This is a genomic window from Enterobacter cloacae complex sp. 342H5, assembly GCF_050030905.1.
Lineage (GTDB): Bacteria > Pseudomonadota > Gammaproteobacteria > Enterobacterales > Enterobacteriaceae > Enterobacter > Enterobacter intestinihominis.
Window position 1 is genome coordinate 3,744,150 of the sequence record NZ_JBLGVB010000001.1, and the last position, 14,921, is coordinate 3,759,070.

Annotated in this window: 11 protein-coding genes; 7 read left to right on the forward strand and 4 right to left on the reverse strand. The window is 56.2% G+C overall.

Annotated features, from left to right (window positions below; translation table 11 throughout):
* Positions 1-42: 42 nt before the first annotated feature.
* Complete coding sequence (locus ACQG03_RS17895) at positions 43-570, reverse strand: helix-turn-helix transcriptional regulator (protein WP_045308383.1); 528 nt, start codon at positions 568-570, stop codon at positions 43-45.
* Positions 571-1,238: 668 nt separating this feature from the next.
* On the opposite strand from ACQG03_RS17895, the gene pgaA reads away from it, so the two are divergent.
* The 4 genes from pgaA to pgaD are packed head-to-tail and all read left to right on the forward strand — an operon-like array spanning position 1,239 to position 7,378.
* The gene (gene pgaA, locus ACQG03_RS17900; RefSeq protein ID WP_063163589.1) at positions 1,239-3,677 is read left to right on the forward strand and encodes a poly-beta-1,6 N-acetyl-D-glucosamine export porin PgaA; all 2,439 of its coding nucleotides are present in this window, start codon (positions 1,239-1,241) and stop codon (positions 3,675-3,677) included.
* A gap of 8 nt (positions 3,678-3,685) precedes the next feature.
* Positions 3,686-5,623, forward strand: a complete 1,938-nt coding sequence (gene pgaB / locus ACQG03_RS17905) for a poly-beta-1,6-N-acetyl-D-glucosamine N-deacetylase PgaB (RefSeq protein WP_063137643.1) — start codon at positions 3,686-3,688, stop codon at positions 5,621-5,623.
* On the forward strand, positions 5,616-6,947 hold the full coding sequence (gene pgaC / locus ACQG03_RS17910; RefSeq protein WP_063163590.1) for a poly-beta-1,6-N-acetyl-D-glucosamine synthase: 1,332 nt from the start codon (positions 5,616-5,618) through the stop codon (positions 6,945-6,947). The genes pgaB and pgaC overlap by 8 nt, the downstream gene beginning before the upstream one ends.
* The gene (gene pgaD / locus ACQG03_RS17915) at positions 6,944-7,378 is read left to right on the forward strand and encodes a poly-beta-1,6-N-acetyl-D-glucosamine biosynthesis protein PgaD (protein WP_063163591.1); all 435 of its coding nucleotides are present in this window, start codon (positions 6,944-6,946) and stop codon (positions 7,376-7,378) included. The genes pgaC and pgaD overlap by 4 nt, the downstream gene beginning before the upstream one ends.
* Positions 7,379-7,430: 52 nt before the next feature.
* Here pgaD and gss read toward each other — a convergent pair whose 3' ends face one another.
* Entirely contained in the window at positions 7,431-9,293 is a 1,863-nt protein-coding gene (gene gss / locus ACQG03_RS17920) for a bifunctional glutathionylspermidine amidase/synthase (RefSeq protein ID WP_038416724.1), read from the reverse strand.
* 183 nt (positions 9,294-9,476) lie between these two features.
* Here gss and yghU point away from each other — a divergent pair, with 183 nt between their 5' ends.
* Positions 9,477-10,343, forward strand: a complete 867-nt coding sequence (gene yghU, locus ACQG03_RS17925; RefSeq protein WP_023298592.1) for a glutathione-dependent disulfide-bond oxidoreductase — start codon at positions 9,477-9,479, stop codon at positions 10,341-10,343.
* 76 nt (positions 10,344-10,419) lie between these two features.
* Positions 10,420-11,169, forward strand: a complete 750-nt coding sequence (fucR, locus tag ACQG03_RS17930) for an L-fucose operon activator (RefSeq protein ID WP_038416725.1) — start codon at positions 10,420-10,422, stop codon at positions 11,167-11,169.
* A 2-nt stretch (positions 11,170-11,171) separates the two neighbouring features.
* Here the strand turns inward: fucR and ACQG03_RS17935 are convergent, their stop codons facing one another.
* Both ACQG03_RS17935 and yghX read right to left on the reverse strand, forming a co-directional pair.
* Positions 11,172-12,719 (reverse strand): methyl-accepting chemotaxis protein, encoded by a 1,548-nt coding sequence (locus ACQG03_RS17935; RefSeq protein WP_022649391.1) that lies wholly within the window; start codon positions 12,717-12,719, stop codon positions 11,172-11,174.
* Between the two features lie 113 nt (positions 12,720-12,832).
* Positions 12,833-13,720 carry a YghX family hydrolase gene (yghX, locus tag ACQG03_RS17940; RefSeq protein WP_023306936.1) on the reverse strand — a complete coding sequence of 296 codons (888 nt, stop codon included), beginning with the start codon at positions 13,718-13,720 and terminating at the stop codon, positions 12,833-12,835.
* An 82-nt stretch (positions 13,721-13,802) separates the two neighbouring features.
* Here yghX and ACQG03_RS17945 point away from each other — a divergent pair, with 82 nt between their 5' ends.
* Entirely contained in the window at positions 13,803-14,843 is a 1,041-nt protein-coding gene (locus tag ACQG03_RS17945; RefSeq protein ID WP_063163592.1) for an aldo/keto reductase, read from the forward strand.
* Positions 14,844-14,921 lie beyond the last annotated feature (78 nt).

Consider the following 14,921-nt stretch of genomic DNA (forward strand, 5'->3'; position numbering starts at 1 on the left):
CCCGCCCTCGTGGCGGGTTTGTGCTTTTGGCTTCTGACGAAGCTAGGGATCGTTCCCAGCCGCGTCCAGCAGTTTGTTTTTAAAGATAAACAAACACGCCTCGTTGAAGTTCCCTGCCCCTAACCGCTCCGATAGCGCCGTTCGCTTGCGATAGAGGCTTTTAACCGACATATTCAGCTTATCTGCAATCTCTTCCATTGACCTCCCTGCCTTCAGCAACCGGAGCATTATCGCTTCATGTCTACTCAGCCGTAAGTTAAGCAGCCATTTGGTTGTCAGACGCCAGCCTTTCATATCAAGCACCAGATTGAATAACGACGCCATATCCGGAGGCGTAAGCGACGTGTTCATAAACAGCTTCATACTGTGCAGATCCTCCTCTCGAGGGCGCATATCCAGCATAACGCAGCAGATGGTTTTTCTCGTTCTGGCCGGATGGCGTATCAGGTAATCATATAAACGGAGCGGCGTACGGCTATCAATCAGTACAGTATATTCATTTGCGTCGGTATCAAATATGTTTCTGTCTATCGAACAGAGGCAAATTATATCCGGGAAAAATAGCCGCATCCCCCTGACAAGGAAACAATCCTGAGTCACTAACACTATTGAAGTCGCCACTAATCATCCCTTTTAGATTAAAGCAAGCCCGCCTCTTAAGAAACAAGGACGCTTTCGTTTATAGCGCTTTACATTAACGGCAAATGTTTTCTGGCTTTGATCATCCCTCAATATGACATTGGTGAGCTAGACTTTTTGTAGACTATCACTCAATGCCTGGCGTTAATTATAAATAAAAAAGAATTTCAGAAAAGTCACTTCTCTGAACATTAAGAATTTTTGTCATGAAACTTCCCAAACATGCACCAGAAAGTACTTTAATTAACTCAGCAGAACTTCATTTCAAATATAAAAAAACTGCAAACAGCAAAAGAAAAAACATTTAATATCAATCAGTTAAAAAGAACAATCCTGCACTGAATTATCTAAAAAACTTACTTCTTCCAGAATTATCTCAAAACCTCCAAGCCGCTTTTCAACTTATTTATCCCCCAACACATCGGGTGTACATTAAGTCCAATCAGACCACTGAGATGAGGGCGCATAATTACCTTTAAGTAAGTACCCCATAACGTAGCATCATTCAGATTTAATGTTCTCCTTTATGCCCTTTAACGCAGAGTTAAAAGGCGGCCGTGTTATGCAATGGATTCACGATAAACAAATGGCAAATAGATATGGAAAGATCGCTTAGCTTCACTACGTTATTCTTTTATCGCACCACAATATTATTGTTCCTGCTTTTACTCTTTCCTGTTCTGGTTCAGGCTGATGAATCCGTTTATGAGCATCAGATACAACAGGCACGTAACGGTAATTACGCTCTGTTTCTTGATTACCTACAGCGCTATGAGCAACAGCATGCTTTAACACCTGGACAGGTTGCGGACTGGTTACAGGTAGCCTCCTGGGCAGGACGCGATGATGAGGTTATTCGAGTCTGGCAGCGTTATGGTATTTATATGCCGCTGCCCGCTCGCGCCATCGCTGCTGTCGCCCAGTCCAGAAGAAACCAAAAAGCCTGGCCATCCGCCTTATCGCTGTGGAAAGAGGCGCTCAGCCTTGCGCCGGATAACGACGATTACCGCATCGGCTATGTTAAGACCCTGGCCGATGCCCGCAGAGATCGCCTCGCGCTTTCGAAAGCCCGGCAGTTGGTTAAGGACGATCCTTCTCCCGCGCACCTTGAGACGCTCTCCTATGTCTGGATGCGCCAGGGAAAAAACGGGGACCGGCTGCTGGCGGACATGCGCGCGCTAAACGCCGCACCAGGGAATAACGCCCTTCTTCGCGAGACGATCGATGCGTTAACGGATAACCGGGTAAGCACACCCGCACTCTGGCTGTCGCAAAGCGCAGCGATGTCCCCCGCGGAGCGTCGCCGCCTTGAGCGTAACGCCGCGGCTGAAAAGGTACGCCTGGCGGATGTGCCTGGCAGAACGGAGAAAGAGCGGCTGCGGCTGGCACAAAACGCATTAGATCGCTATCACGTCCTGCTTTCCCGCTGGCAAAACGAACCGCAGGCGGCTGAAGACATCATCCTTGCCCGTATCGATCGGCTTGGCGCGCTGTATGCGCAGGGTGATTACCGGCAGGTTATAAGCGAATATGAGGCGCTGACGACCGCACAGCATCCGGTGCCGGACTGGGCCATCGGCTGGGTGATCTCTGCATATTTGCAGGAGAAAAACACCGTCGCCGCCTTCTCGCTTGTACAACGCTATCCACACTACGCCTCCGATCCGCAGGATGAGGAGCATGCGCTTTTCTACGCCTGGCTGGATACGGGTCAGTATCAAACCGCCCGCCGCTACGTTGAGCGCCAGACCCGCAGCGTTCCCTGGACCCGCTACGATTTCGGATCCCCGACCGCTCAGCCGAACGATAGGTGGCTCACCGGACAGTCACTCAAACTTAACTATTTGCTGGCGACCAACGCCCTGTCGGAAGCCGAAAAGCTGTCGTATCGTCTGGCGTCAACGGCGCCGGGAAATCAGGGATTACAGATTGATTATGCCGCCCTGCTTCAGGCCAGGGGCCTGCCGCGCGCGGCCGAGCAAAAGCTTAAACGAGCAGAGGCGCTCGAACCCACGAATCTGGAGCTTGAAAAACAGCAGGCTTACGTCGCAATGGACCTTCAGGAGTGGCGCCAGATGGATTTACTGGCTGATGACGTAATTGCTCGCGCCCCCGCCGATCGCAGCGCCCGCCGCCTGGACAGGCTCAGAGCGGTCCACCATATGTCAGAGCTGCGTCTGAACGCGGGTAAAGGATTGCACTCAGATAACCCCGTCAGCGGTAGCCACGACATGAGCTGGGACGCCACGCTCTATGGCCCACCCGTGGCGGATAACTGGCGCATATTTGCTGGCGCCCGCTATGCACAGGGGAATTTCGACGAAGGTAAAGGCATCAGCCGCCACCTGTTGGGCGGCGTTGAGTGGCGCCCACGTGACCTCACGCTCGAAGCTGAACTCTCCAGCAACCACTATCACGGCACAAACAGGCCGGGTGCACGGATCTCAACAACCTACAGCCTGAGTGATAACTGGCAGGTCAGCGGTAGCCTCGAGCGCTTATCACGCGCGACACCCTTACGGGCATTACGCAATGGGATCAGCGCCAACCGGGGTGAAGGTGGGGTGCGCTGGTATCAAAACGAGCGACGTGAATACCAGTTCAACGCCGCCGTCAGCCGCTTCTCAGACCACAACCGCCGTCAGGAATACACCCTCTCTGGGAAAGAGCGTCTCTGGCAGACCCCGACCCTGACGCTGGATCTCGAACCGGGGATCGCCGCCAGTAAAAACAGCCTGCGGAATACGCTCTATTACAACCCGGCACGGGATCTGTCCGTGACGGCAGCCCTGTCCGTTGACCATGAGATGTACCGCCACTACGACACCCTCTGGAACCAGCAGTTCGTGGCAGGCGGCGGCAGCTACTGGCAGAAAAATCAGTCGCCTGGCGCCATTACCCTGCTGGGTTATGGGCAACGCATTCAGTGGAACAACGTTGTCGATACTGGCGTGATGCTGAACTGGGATAAACGCCCTTACGACGGCAAACGCGAGAGCAAACTCTCCGTCACGTTAGATGCGACTTTACGCTTTTAAGGATGAATATGCTGAATACACGTTTTTCTGTAAGCCTGATCGTCATCGGCTGGCTCTGCCTCAGCGCGAGTCTCTGCGCGCAGCCGCTCTCCTTTATGGCTCCTGAAGAGAGGCCGCAGCTGGAGGCCAGCAAACCCTGGCCGGAGAATCAGTTTCTGGTCCTGGCCTACCACGACGTCGAAGATGATGCTGCCGATCAGCGCTACCTCTCCGTTCGCACCAGCGCGTTAAACGAGCAGATAAGCTGGCTTTTGCACAACGGCTATCACGCCATCAGCGTGCAGGACATTGTGGATGCGCATGAAGGAAAAAAAGCGCTGCCGCCGAAAGCCGTTTTGCTCAGCTTCGACGACGGCTACAGCAGCTTTTACACCCGCGTCTGGCCCCTGCTTCAGGCCTGGAACGTTCCTGCGCTGTGGGCGCCGGTGGGCAGCTGGGTGGATACGCCGGCAAATCAAAAAGTTAACTTCGGCGGTCTGATGACGCCCCGCGATCGGTTCGCGACATGGGACATGGTGCGCGAGCTCAGCCGCTCCCCGCTGGTTGAAATCGGCTCGCATACCTGGGCCTCGCATTACGGCATCCCGGCCAACCCGCAGGGAAGCCGTGAACCCGCTATCGCCAACCGTTTTTTCGATAACGCGACGGGGCATTACGAAACCGATGAACACTTCAACCAGCGGATCGCCGCAGACGTACGGAAAGTCACCGAAAAAATCACCCAGGTGACGGGAAAAGCGCCGCGTGCCTGGGTGTGGCCCTATGGGGCTGCCAACGGTACATCGCTCGCTATCGCCCAGAAACAGGGCTATCAGCTGGCCTTTACCCTGGAGGACGGGCTGGCAAACGTGCGCGACCTCGGCAACATCCCGCGCCTGCTGATTGCCGGAAATCCGTCGATAAAAACCTTTGCCAACACGGTTAGCCGCGTTCAGGAGTTTGACCCGGTGCGCGTCATGCATGTTGATCTCGATTATGTCTACGATCCCGATCCGGCCCAGCAGACGAAAAACATCAACAAACTCGTCCAGCGGGTCTACGACATGAAAATCAGCCATGTGTTTCTCCAGGCGTTTTCGGATCCGCGGGGCGACGGCAGGATCGGCGCGCTCTATTTCCCCAACCGCCGGCTTCCGGTCCGGGCCGATCTCTTTAATTTTGTCGCCTGGCAGCTACAAACCCGCGCGGGAGTGAAAGTCTTTGCGTGGATGCCGGTCCTCTCTTTCGATCTCAGTCCAGCCCTGCCGCGCGTGCAGCGCCGGGATCGTCAAACGGGAGAGTTGACCGTGGCCGCCGAGCCCTATATCCGGCTCTCCCCCTGGAGTCCACAGGTTCGCCAACAGGTGACGGAGATCTATGAAGATCTGGCCCGCTATGCCAGCTTCAACGGGATCTTGTTCCATGACGACGCGGTGCTGACGGACGTTGACGATGCCGGGCAGGAGACGACGCGCCAGAAAAGCCAGCAGCTTATCGGGTTTACCCAGGCCCTTAGCCAGACGGTGAAGGACATCCGTGGCCCGCAGATCAAGACCGCGCGCAATATGTTCGCCCTCCCCATTCTGCAGCCCGAAAGCGAAGCGTGGTTTGCGCAAAATCTGGATGATTTTCTGTCGGCCTACGACTGGACGGTGCCGATGGCAATGCCACTGATGGAGTCCGTCCCGGCAGAAGAGAGCAATGCCTGGCTGACGCGTTTAGTCAACGCCGTCGCCGCACGCCCCGGCGCGCTGAATAAAACGATTTTTGAGCTACAGGCCAGGGACTGGGCGCAGAAACCGCAGCGTGCCGTAGCCGATGAACGTCTGGTGGAGTGGATGCAGGTGCTCCAGCTGAACGGCATCAAAAATTACGGTTATTACCCCGACGACTTCCTCAACAACCAACCTGATATTTCGCGTATCAGGCCTGAATTTTCTTCGTACTGGTATCCTGACAATGACTGATCGCATTATCGCCTTCTCTATTTTGTGTCTGGTATTCGGGTTGCCGTTAGGCGTAGCCGCGCTGTTTACCGGCGAACTGATTCTGGACTTTGTCTTTTTCTGGCCGCTGTTTATGTCCGTGCTCTGGGTAACCGGCGGCCTCTATTTCTGGTTTCAGCTTGAACGGCACTGGTCGTGGGATAACGCAACACCCGCGCCTGCCTTAGCCGGTGAACCGTTAATCTCGATTCTTATTCCCTGCTTTAATGAGGAACGCAACGCACGGGAGACCATTAGCGCCGCGCTGGGTCAGCGGTACTGGAATGTTGAGGTTATCGCCATCAACGACGGCTCTTCGGACAATACCGCGCAGGTGCTGCATCAACTGGCGCAGGAGCAGCCGCGCCTGCGGGTGATTAATCTCGCGGAGAATCAGGGGAAAGCCGTGGCGCTCAAGGCTGGTGCGGCGGCGGCCCGGGGCGATCTGCTGGTCTGCATTGACGGCGACGCCCTGCTCGATCGCGATACGGCCGCGTATCTGGTGGCACCGCTGATTCAGTATCCCCACGTTGGGGCCGTCACCGGAAATCCGCGTATTCGCACGCGCTCAACGCTGATTGGTCGTATTCAGGTGGGCGAGTTTTCTTCCATTATTGGTCTTATCAAGCGAACGCAGCGGATCTATGGCCGGGTCTTTACGGTCTCCGGCGTCATCGCCGCCTTTCGCCGACAGGCGCTGGCGGATGTCGGGTACTGGAGCCCGGATATGATCACAGAGGACATTGACATAAGCTGGAAGCTTCAGCTGCGCCACTGGGATATCTTTTTCGAGCCGCGGGCGCTGTGCTGGATCCTGATGCCGGAGACGCTCAAGGGGCTGTGGAAACAGCGTCTGCGCTGGGCTCAGGGCGGTGCAGAGGTGTTTCTGGTTAAACTGCGCAAAATGGCCCGCTGGGAGCATCATCGGATGTGGCCCCTGTTTCTCGAATACGCGCTATCAACGCTGTGGGCGTTTGCCTATGGAGCGACCGTGGTGTTGTTCATTCTTAGCCATATTATCCCTCTTCCCGCGAACCTGGCCGTTGCGAGTCTGTTTCCCCCGGCGTTTACCGGGCTGCTGCTGGGGGTGATGTGCCTGCTGCAATTCCTCGTCAGTTTGTATATCGAGCGGCGCTACGAGCGGAAAGTGGCAGGCTCGCTGTTCTGGGTGATTTGGTTCCCGATGGTGTACTGGATGATTGGCCTGTTTACCACCCTCGTGGCATTTCCGAAAGTCATGCTTAAACGTAAACGCGCCCGCGCGCGCTGGATCAGTCCGGACCGGGGAAAAGGGAGCATTCAATGAACGAGAATACGTTAATTTTGACTGAACATCGGCTGGCACCGCGTCTTTTCGATGCCGCACTAACGCTGATAGCCTGGGGAGGATTCCTGTTTTTCCTGTATGCCAGGTTGTGGATGCAGTTAACCGAGGAGAGCGATCACCGCTGGAGCGTGATTATCGCCTCTTTTAATACAGTACTGGTCTATCTGCTGATTGCCGCGTTCAACGGCTGGCTGCTGATCCTGTGGTATCAGTACAATCGCCGCCGCGCGCATGTGAGGCGGCGTCATCCGCAAATGTTGCGCCATGACGAGCTTGCCCAAAGTTTTAACGTCACGCCGCAAATTATGTCCGAGATGAGCCAGTACAACCTGCTGACGGTCTATCATGACCAGATCGGCCGCATCATTGATCTGAAGATCAGCGAGCAGCAGGTCGAGGAAGAAGAGTAATAAAAAGCCCCCGCAGCATACCCTGCGGGGGCTTTTTTATAACAGGGAGACGTTATTTATCCTTCACCACAATCAGCGGTTCAATATCGCTCTCTTTCTTCACCACCAGCGAGTCATCCCCACGCAGACAGGTTCCGCCATAGTTTCCGCCCACGGTAAAGGTGCAGACCTGTATGTATCTGCCGTCAACCTTTGGCAGGCACCATAGCTGCTGGTAGATATTTTTGCGGTCAACAAACTTGCCGCTGGACTGGTCCAGCAGTTGATCCTGGGCGCCGATCAGATCGATATTGCTCCCGCAGCGTCCGGCTATCGGTTTAACGGCATAGCCTGTCCGTTTCAGCAGCGCATTCACCTCAAAATCGGTATCCAGCAGGTAACGGTGGTTCGGGAACAGCTGCCACAGCACCGGCAGGATCGCCTTGTTACCTGGGATCACCGTCCACAGCGGTTCAAAGACCAGCACTTCCGGGCGCAGCAGGACGTCAATCAGGCGCACTTCACCTTGCGGGTGACCGGTACGGATGGGCACGGCGGCGTACTCGGTTTCGCTCACCTCGCGGATCTGCTCGATCGCCGTTTCCCACGCCCAGGTTTTCCATACGCAGTTGACGTGACGGCCTTCATCATCAATCAGTTGCCCGGCAGCATCCCAGCTCAGCGCGCCCAGTCCATGCAGGATTTTGGTTTCAAACCCGGCCTGGATCAGCGAGCGCTGAATAAAGAGCGCGTGGTAATCCTCTTCGATATCGTTGTCCTGCATGATATGGACGAACGGCCGCGCGTGGCTGTGCTTCCAGGCGCCGGTCAGCTCTTCCAGCAGCCCTTCCGCCGGATTGTGGCCGGTGCCGCGATAGCCGTTTTTCACCCACTCTTCAAGAATCAGCCCGCCCTCGGTATGGCAGGAGGCGGAATCCGCGTTGTACTCGTAAACCTTAATGCCGCGCTCATCCATGCAGAAATCCATACGACCGGTGATCATATGGTGACGACGCCACTGCCACGAGAGGCGCAGACGCGGCCAGAGAATTTTCGGGATGTCGAAAAGCGCGAGTAAGCTGTCGTCTTTCAGCACCTTGTCGGTGGCATGAAGGTACATCAGGTGCAGTTCGTTGGTGGCTTTGATCAGCTCCTGCTCGGCACTTTCGGTAATGGTGAAGTACTGGCAGGGATCGTTGTTAATAACGTGGCCGTTCGCGCGAACGTACGCCTGTTGCAGGGCGTCGTTTTCATTGAGCCATTTTCCGTCGAACTGACGGTTGTTCTTCAACCGCGCGCCGCTGATTTTCAGCAGCTCACCGTCGATCTCCGGCTGAGGAATACTGTGTTCCGTCTCCTCCGTCTGGATCATCCAGCCGAGGATCTCGGTATCGCTGAACGTATCATGAAGCGTATAGCAACCGTTCTCAACGCTCAGACGCAGCTCGCGCGTCCACTGCTGCCCCATCGGCAGCGGGGAGTGAATAACGTTCTGCTCGGCAATGCGCACTCTGTCGTCCAGCAACTGGGTGATGACGGCGACGTGGCCGGTCTCTTGAAACTCACCGCCCTTTTGCCAGATGAGCAGCGCACCGGCCTGCGGCGCGCGTTTTGAGCCATTAGCAAAGGCCTGTAGCGGCAGGATGTTGTCATTCACCACCTGGCGTAAAAAACGCAGGGAGAAGATCTCCCACGCCATCCCGACGTCGGTAAAGACAAACCCGTGGTTGAGAAACAGGAAACGGCGCGCAAACTCAACGCACTGCCATTTATGGCCCATGTATTCGTTGCCGATATAGCTGCGGAATTCCGCGTCTTCCGGGTAGTGCCGCGGATCGAGACTGCCGTAATTTGAAGAGTAAATCGCCACGCCACCCGGCGCATAACCTAATAACGTCCCGAAGGGTGCGTCACTGCTTAACGTTCCTTTACGCATGTGTCCAACCTAAAACAGGCAGGCGGCAATTTTTTTGTGGGGTTGTCGTCGTCTGCACGTTGTAATTAACTGACAGAGGTGGCGTTATCATACACCCGCCCTGCCCATTACGCTCGCATCGTTAAACGGTTCCCCTATCTCCTGCTACACTGCCTCAACACAACACCAAAAAGGCAGGCCAACATGTCAGATAACACCTATCAGCCACCGAAAGTGTGGGAATGGAAACAGAATAACGGCGGCGCGTTCGCCAATATCAACCGTCCCGTCTCGGGCGCTACGCACGAGAAAGAGCTGCCTGTGGGCGAGCACCCGCTCCAGCTGTACTCTCTGGGTACGCCGAATGGACAGAAAGTTACCATCATGCTGGAAGAGCTGCTGGCGCTGGGCGTGACGGGCGCGGAATACGACGCATGGTTAATCCGCATCGGTGAGGGCGATCAGTTCTCCAGCGGTTTTGTCGACGTGAACCCGAACTCGAAGATCCCGGCACTGCGTGACCACTCCACCACCCCGCCGACGCGCGTCTTTGAATCCGGCAATATCCTGCTCTATCTGGCCGAGAAATTTGGTCACTTCCTGCCAAAAGATCCGGCAGGACGAACGGAAACCCTGAACTGGCTGTTCTGGTTACAGGGCGCGGCCCCGTTCCTCGGCGGCGGTTTTGGCCACTTCTATAACTACGCGCCGGTGAAGATTGAGTACGCTATCGATCGCTTCACCATGGAAGCTAAACGCCTGTTCGACGTGCTGGACAAGCAGCTGGGGCGCGGTCGTTATGTAGCGGGTGAGGAATATACCATCGCCGATATGGCGATCTGGCCGTGGTTTGGCTGCGTGGCGCTGGGCAGCGTCTACAACGCCGCCGAATTCCTCGACGCCGGGAAGTACACCAACGTGCAGCGCTGGGCAAAAGATGTGGCGAATCGCCCGGCCGTTAAACGCGGGCGCATTGTTAACCGCACCAACGGCGAGCTGAACGAGCAGCTGCATGAGCGCCATTCAGCGAGCGACTTCGATACCCAGACGGAAGATAAACGTCAGGATTGACCCATGACCGGGCGGTTCGCCGCCCCTCTTCTGCGATGAGAAAAATGAGTCAGCACGCGTGAGCAAGGATCCTCGAATGTCAGACCAGACGCTAAAAGCGACCCGACAGCAGAGCATCATCACCCTGCTGAGTAAAAGTGACTGGCTGACCACCGATGCCCTGGCTGAAAAGCTCTCCGTCAGCAAAGAGACGATCCGCCGGGATCTGAAGTCGTTACAGCAGCAGGGGAAACTTCTGCGCCAGCACGGGCGTGCGCGTCTGATTCACCCGGACAGCCGCGACAGCGGTGAACCCTTTGGCGCACGCCTGAAAAGCCATTATGCCGACAAAGCCGATATTGCCCGACACGCGCTGGGCTGGATCAGCGAAGGGATGACCATCGCCCTCGACGCCAGCTCGACCTGCTTTCATCTGGCGCGCCAGCTTCCGGATATCGAACTCACCGTGTTTACCAATAGCCTGCCTGTCTGCCACGAGATGGCGAAGCGCGAGCGGATCACGCTTATCTGTTCCGGTGGAACGCTTGAGCGTAAGTATCGCTGCTATGTTAATCCGGCGCTGGTGACGCAGCTTAAAGGACTGGAGATCGATCTGTTTATCTTCTCGTGTGAAGGGGTTGATGAGCATGGCATCCTTTGGGATCCGTCCGAGCACAACGCGGGCTTTAAGGCGCTGCTGTTAAACCGGGCCAGCCAGTCGCTGCTGCTGATCGACAAAAGTAAATTTATGCGGGCAAGCGAAGTGAAAATCGGTCAGCTGTCGCAGGTGACACAGATTATTCAGAGCGATAAATGTCAGGCCGCCAGAGACGGCCTGACGCGATGATGTTACGCGGAGAGACGGAACTTCTGCACTGAGCGCTGGAGTTCTTCGGTCTGCCGTTCCAGTGCGGCCGCAGCGGCGGAAACCTGCTCCACCAGCGAGGCATTCTGCTGGGTCACGCCGTCCATCTGCGTGATGGCTACGCCGACCTGAGAAATACCTTTGCTCTGCTCCTCTGACGCGGTGGCGATCTGCTTCATAATGACAGTCACCTCCGTCACGTCGCGCAGGATAGCTTCCATCGTCGTGCCGGTATCGTTCACCAGCTGCGCCCCCTGCTCCACGCGGGCAACGGAATCCGCAATCAGCCCTTCGATCTCTTTTGCCGCATTCGCGCTGCGGCTGGCCAGATTACGCACCTCACCCGCCACGACCGCAAAACCGCGCCCCTGCTCCCCGGCCCGAGCCGCTTCCACCGCGGCGTTCAGCGCCAGAATATTGGTCTGGAAGGCGATGCTGTTGATAACGGTAGTGATTTCAGCAATTTTCTTCGAGCTGTCCGAAATGCCGCTCATGGTCGTGACCACATCGTCTACCAGCGACCCGCCGCGGCTGGCCGTACTGGAGGCGACATCCGCAAGCTGGCTGGCCTGGCGCGCGCTTTCGGCGTTCAGCTTCACCGTTGCGGTAAGCTGCTCCATGCTGGCCGCGGTCTCTTCCAGCGCAGCGGCCTGCTCTTCGGTACGCGAAGAGAGATCGTTATTCCCGCTGGAGATCTCCGTTGCCCCGCGCCAGATATTCTCGCTGCCGGAACGAATCGTGCTGACCGCCTCCCGCAGGCTGTCCTGCATGGCGCTCAGCAGCGGAACCAGTTGCCCCACGCAGTTGCGGCCAATGGGCTCAATCGGCTGGCTGAGATCGCCCTGCGCAATCTGGCGGAACTGCTGACGGATACGCTCCAGCGGTTTTACCAGCAGCGCCACCAGGTAGCGGTCAGTGAACAGCAGGATCAGCAGACCCACGATCGTGGCGGTGATAATCACCGTCCGGGTCATGCTGGTCAGGCTGTCGACCACAACGCGCGTACTGTCGAGCGCCTTCACCGCAGAATTGTTAAAGTTCTCAACCGCGGCGCCAAACGCGCGGCTTAGCGGCGGCGTAACATTGTTGGCATGCTGACGATAGCCTTCGAGCGTCGCCTGCTTTGCCTGCACCATCTGAGGCGTAACGCCCCGATCGAGCAGCGCCTGCCAGGTGGAAATCACCTGCGCAGAGACCTTTTCATCCATCGGGCCCGGGGAGATAGCCTTCATCTCTGCCAGCTTTTTACTCATGTTATCCAGCGCCTGCTGAGCAGGAGCCAGGTCCGGCGTGCCGCCCGCTGCTTTAGCTTCCATCGCCCGGCTCAGGCGGGTGACGAAACGGAAATACTGATCGTTGCCCTGGCTCAGCACCGTCATTTGCCTGACCAGCTGGCGGTCAACGTCATTACCATCAGAAACACGAGACAGAGACCAGGTGCTGTAAAGCCCCACGCCTGCCCACATGACACAAAAGATCCCCAGTACCGTCAGCATGACGAAACGGATGGTGAAATTACGAAGCATCTTCATTGAGTATTCCTTGCCGTGAGGGTGAATTCGCCCAGGGGCGAGTACTACCCTCGTTATCGGCAGGGACAGGGGAAAAGATAACCCTTTGTGATGATTTATTTAAGCAGGGCTTATCATTCCAGATATTTTTTAAACCAGCTTAACGTTCTCGACCAGGCCAGCTCGGCTGCGGGCTGGTCATAGCGTGGGGTAGAATCGTTGTGAAATCCATGGTTTACGCCGGGGTAGATATACGCTTCATAAACCTTATTATTTGATTTCAGCGCGGCCTCATAGGCAGGCCAGCCCTCGTTAATATTTTTGTCCAGCTCGGCATAATGAAGCAGGAGCGGCGCGCTAATTTTTGGCACATCCTCCACCCGCGGCTGACGACCATAGAAGGGCACCGCGCAGTCGAGTTCCGGATATGCTACGGCGGCGGCATTCGATACGCCGCCGCCGTAGCAAAAACCGGTAATCCCCACCTTACCGGTGGCTTCCGGATGATTTTTCATAAACTCTATGGCGGCAAAAAAGTCGTTCATCAGCCTTGTCGGGTCGACCTTCTGCTGCAAAACCTTTCCTTCGTCGTCGTTGCCGGGGTATCCCCCCACCGAGCTCAGGCCGTCGGGAGCCAGCGCGATATACCCCGCTTTCGCCACGCGTCGTGCCACGTCTTCAATATACGGATTCAGCCCCCGGTTCTCATGCACGACCACTACTGCGGGCGTTTTCGCGGTGGCTTTGGCCGGCTTCACCAGGTAACCGCGCACTTCGCCGTGACCATTGGGCGAGGGATAAGTGATGTATTCCGGAAGAATATCGGGATCGGTGAATTTAACCTGCTCCGCGAGGGCGTAGTTGGGTTTAAGCATATTAAACAGCATCAGCGCCGTTACGCCGCCTGCGGCATAGCGCGCCGCGAGATTCAGAAATTCGCGTTTGCTGATTTTACCGTGGGCGTAATAGTCATAGTAATCAAGCAGCTCTTGCGGAAAATCTTTGGCAGTCAGGCGCGTCATCGCTTATCTCCATGATTTATGATTTGATAAGCTTAGAATAAAAACGCTGTTTCGAAAATTCACCGATAAGAAAGGAGACATCATGTCCTGGCACCCTTACACCGGCCGATACGAAAACATGCAGTACCGATACTGCGGCAAAAGCGGCCTGCGCTTACCGGCGCTGTCGCTGGGTCTGTGGCACAGCTTTGGCCACATTCAGGCGCTCGATTCCCAGCGCGCGCTGCTGCGTAAGGCCTTCGATCTCGGCATTACCCATTTTGACCTTGCCAACAACTACGGCCCCCCTCCAGGCAGCGCTGAAGAAAATTTTGGCCGCCTGCTGCGAGAAGATTTTGCCGGGTATCGCGACGAGCTGATCATCTCCACCAAAGCGGGCTACGACATGTGGCCAGGACCGTATGGTTCGGGTGGTTCACGTAAGTATCTACTCGCCAGCCTCGACCAGAGCCTGAAACGCATGGGCGTGGAGTATGTGGATATTTTCTATTCTCACCGCGTAGACGAAAACACGCCGATGGTAGAGACCGCCGCCGCGTTGGCACACGCGGTGCAGAGCGGAAAAGCGCTGTACGTCGGCATTTCGTCCTACTCCACGGAACGCACGACGGCGATGGCCGAATTGCTGCGCGAGTGGAAGATCCCGCTTTTGATCCACCAGCCCTCTTACAACCTGCTTAACCGCTGGGTCGACAAGACTGGTCTGCTGGACGCGCTGGAGAAAAACGGAACGGGCTGTATCGCCTTTACCCCGCTGGCGCAGGGCCTGCTGACCGGGAAATACCTGAACGGTATTCCGGACGGTTCACGTATGCAGCGCGAAGGGAAAAAAGTGCGCGGCCTGACGGAGAAAATGCTGACCGAAGCCAACCTGAGCAGCCTTCGTCTGCTGAACGAGATGGCGCACGCGCGCGGGCAGACGATGGCGCAGATGGCGCTAAGCTGGCTGTTGAAAGATACACGTGTAACGTCAGTGCTGATTGGCGCGAGCCGCCCGGAGCAACTGGAAGAGAACGTTCAGGCGCTGAATAACCTGTGCTTTACCGAAGATGAACTGACGCGGATTGACCAGCACGTGGCGGATGGTGAGCTGAATTTGTGGCAGGCGTCGTCGGATAAATAAATAGTGCGGTCCGATGCTTTCGCCCCTCACCCTAACCCTCTCCCCTCTGGGAAGAGGGCAGGGTGAGGGGCGCTGTAA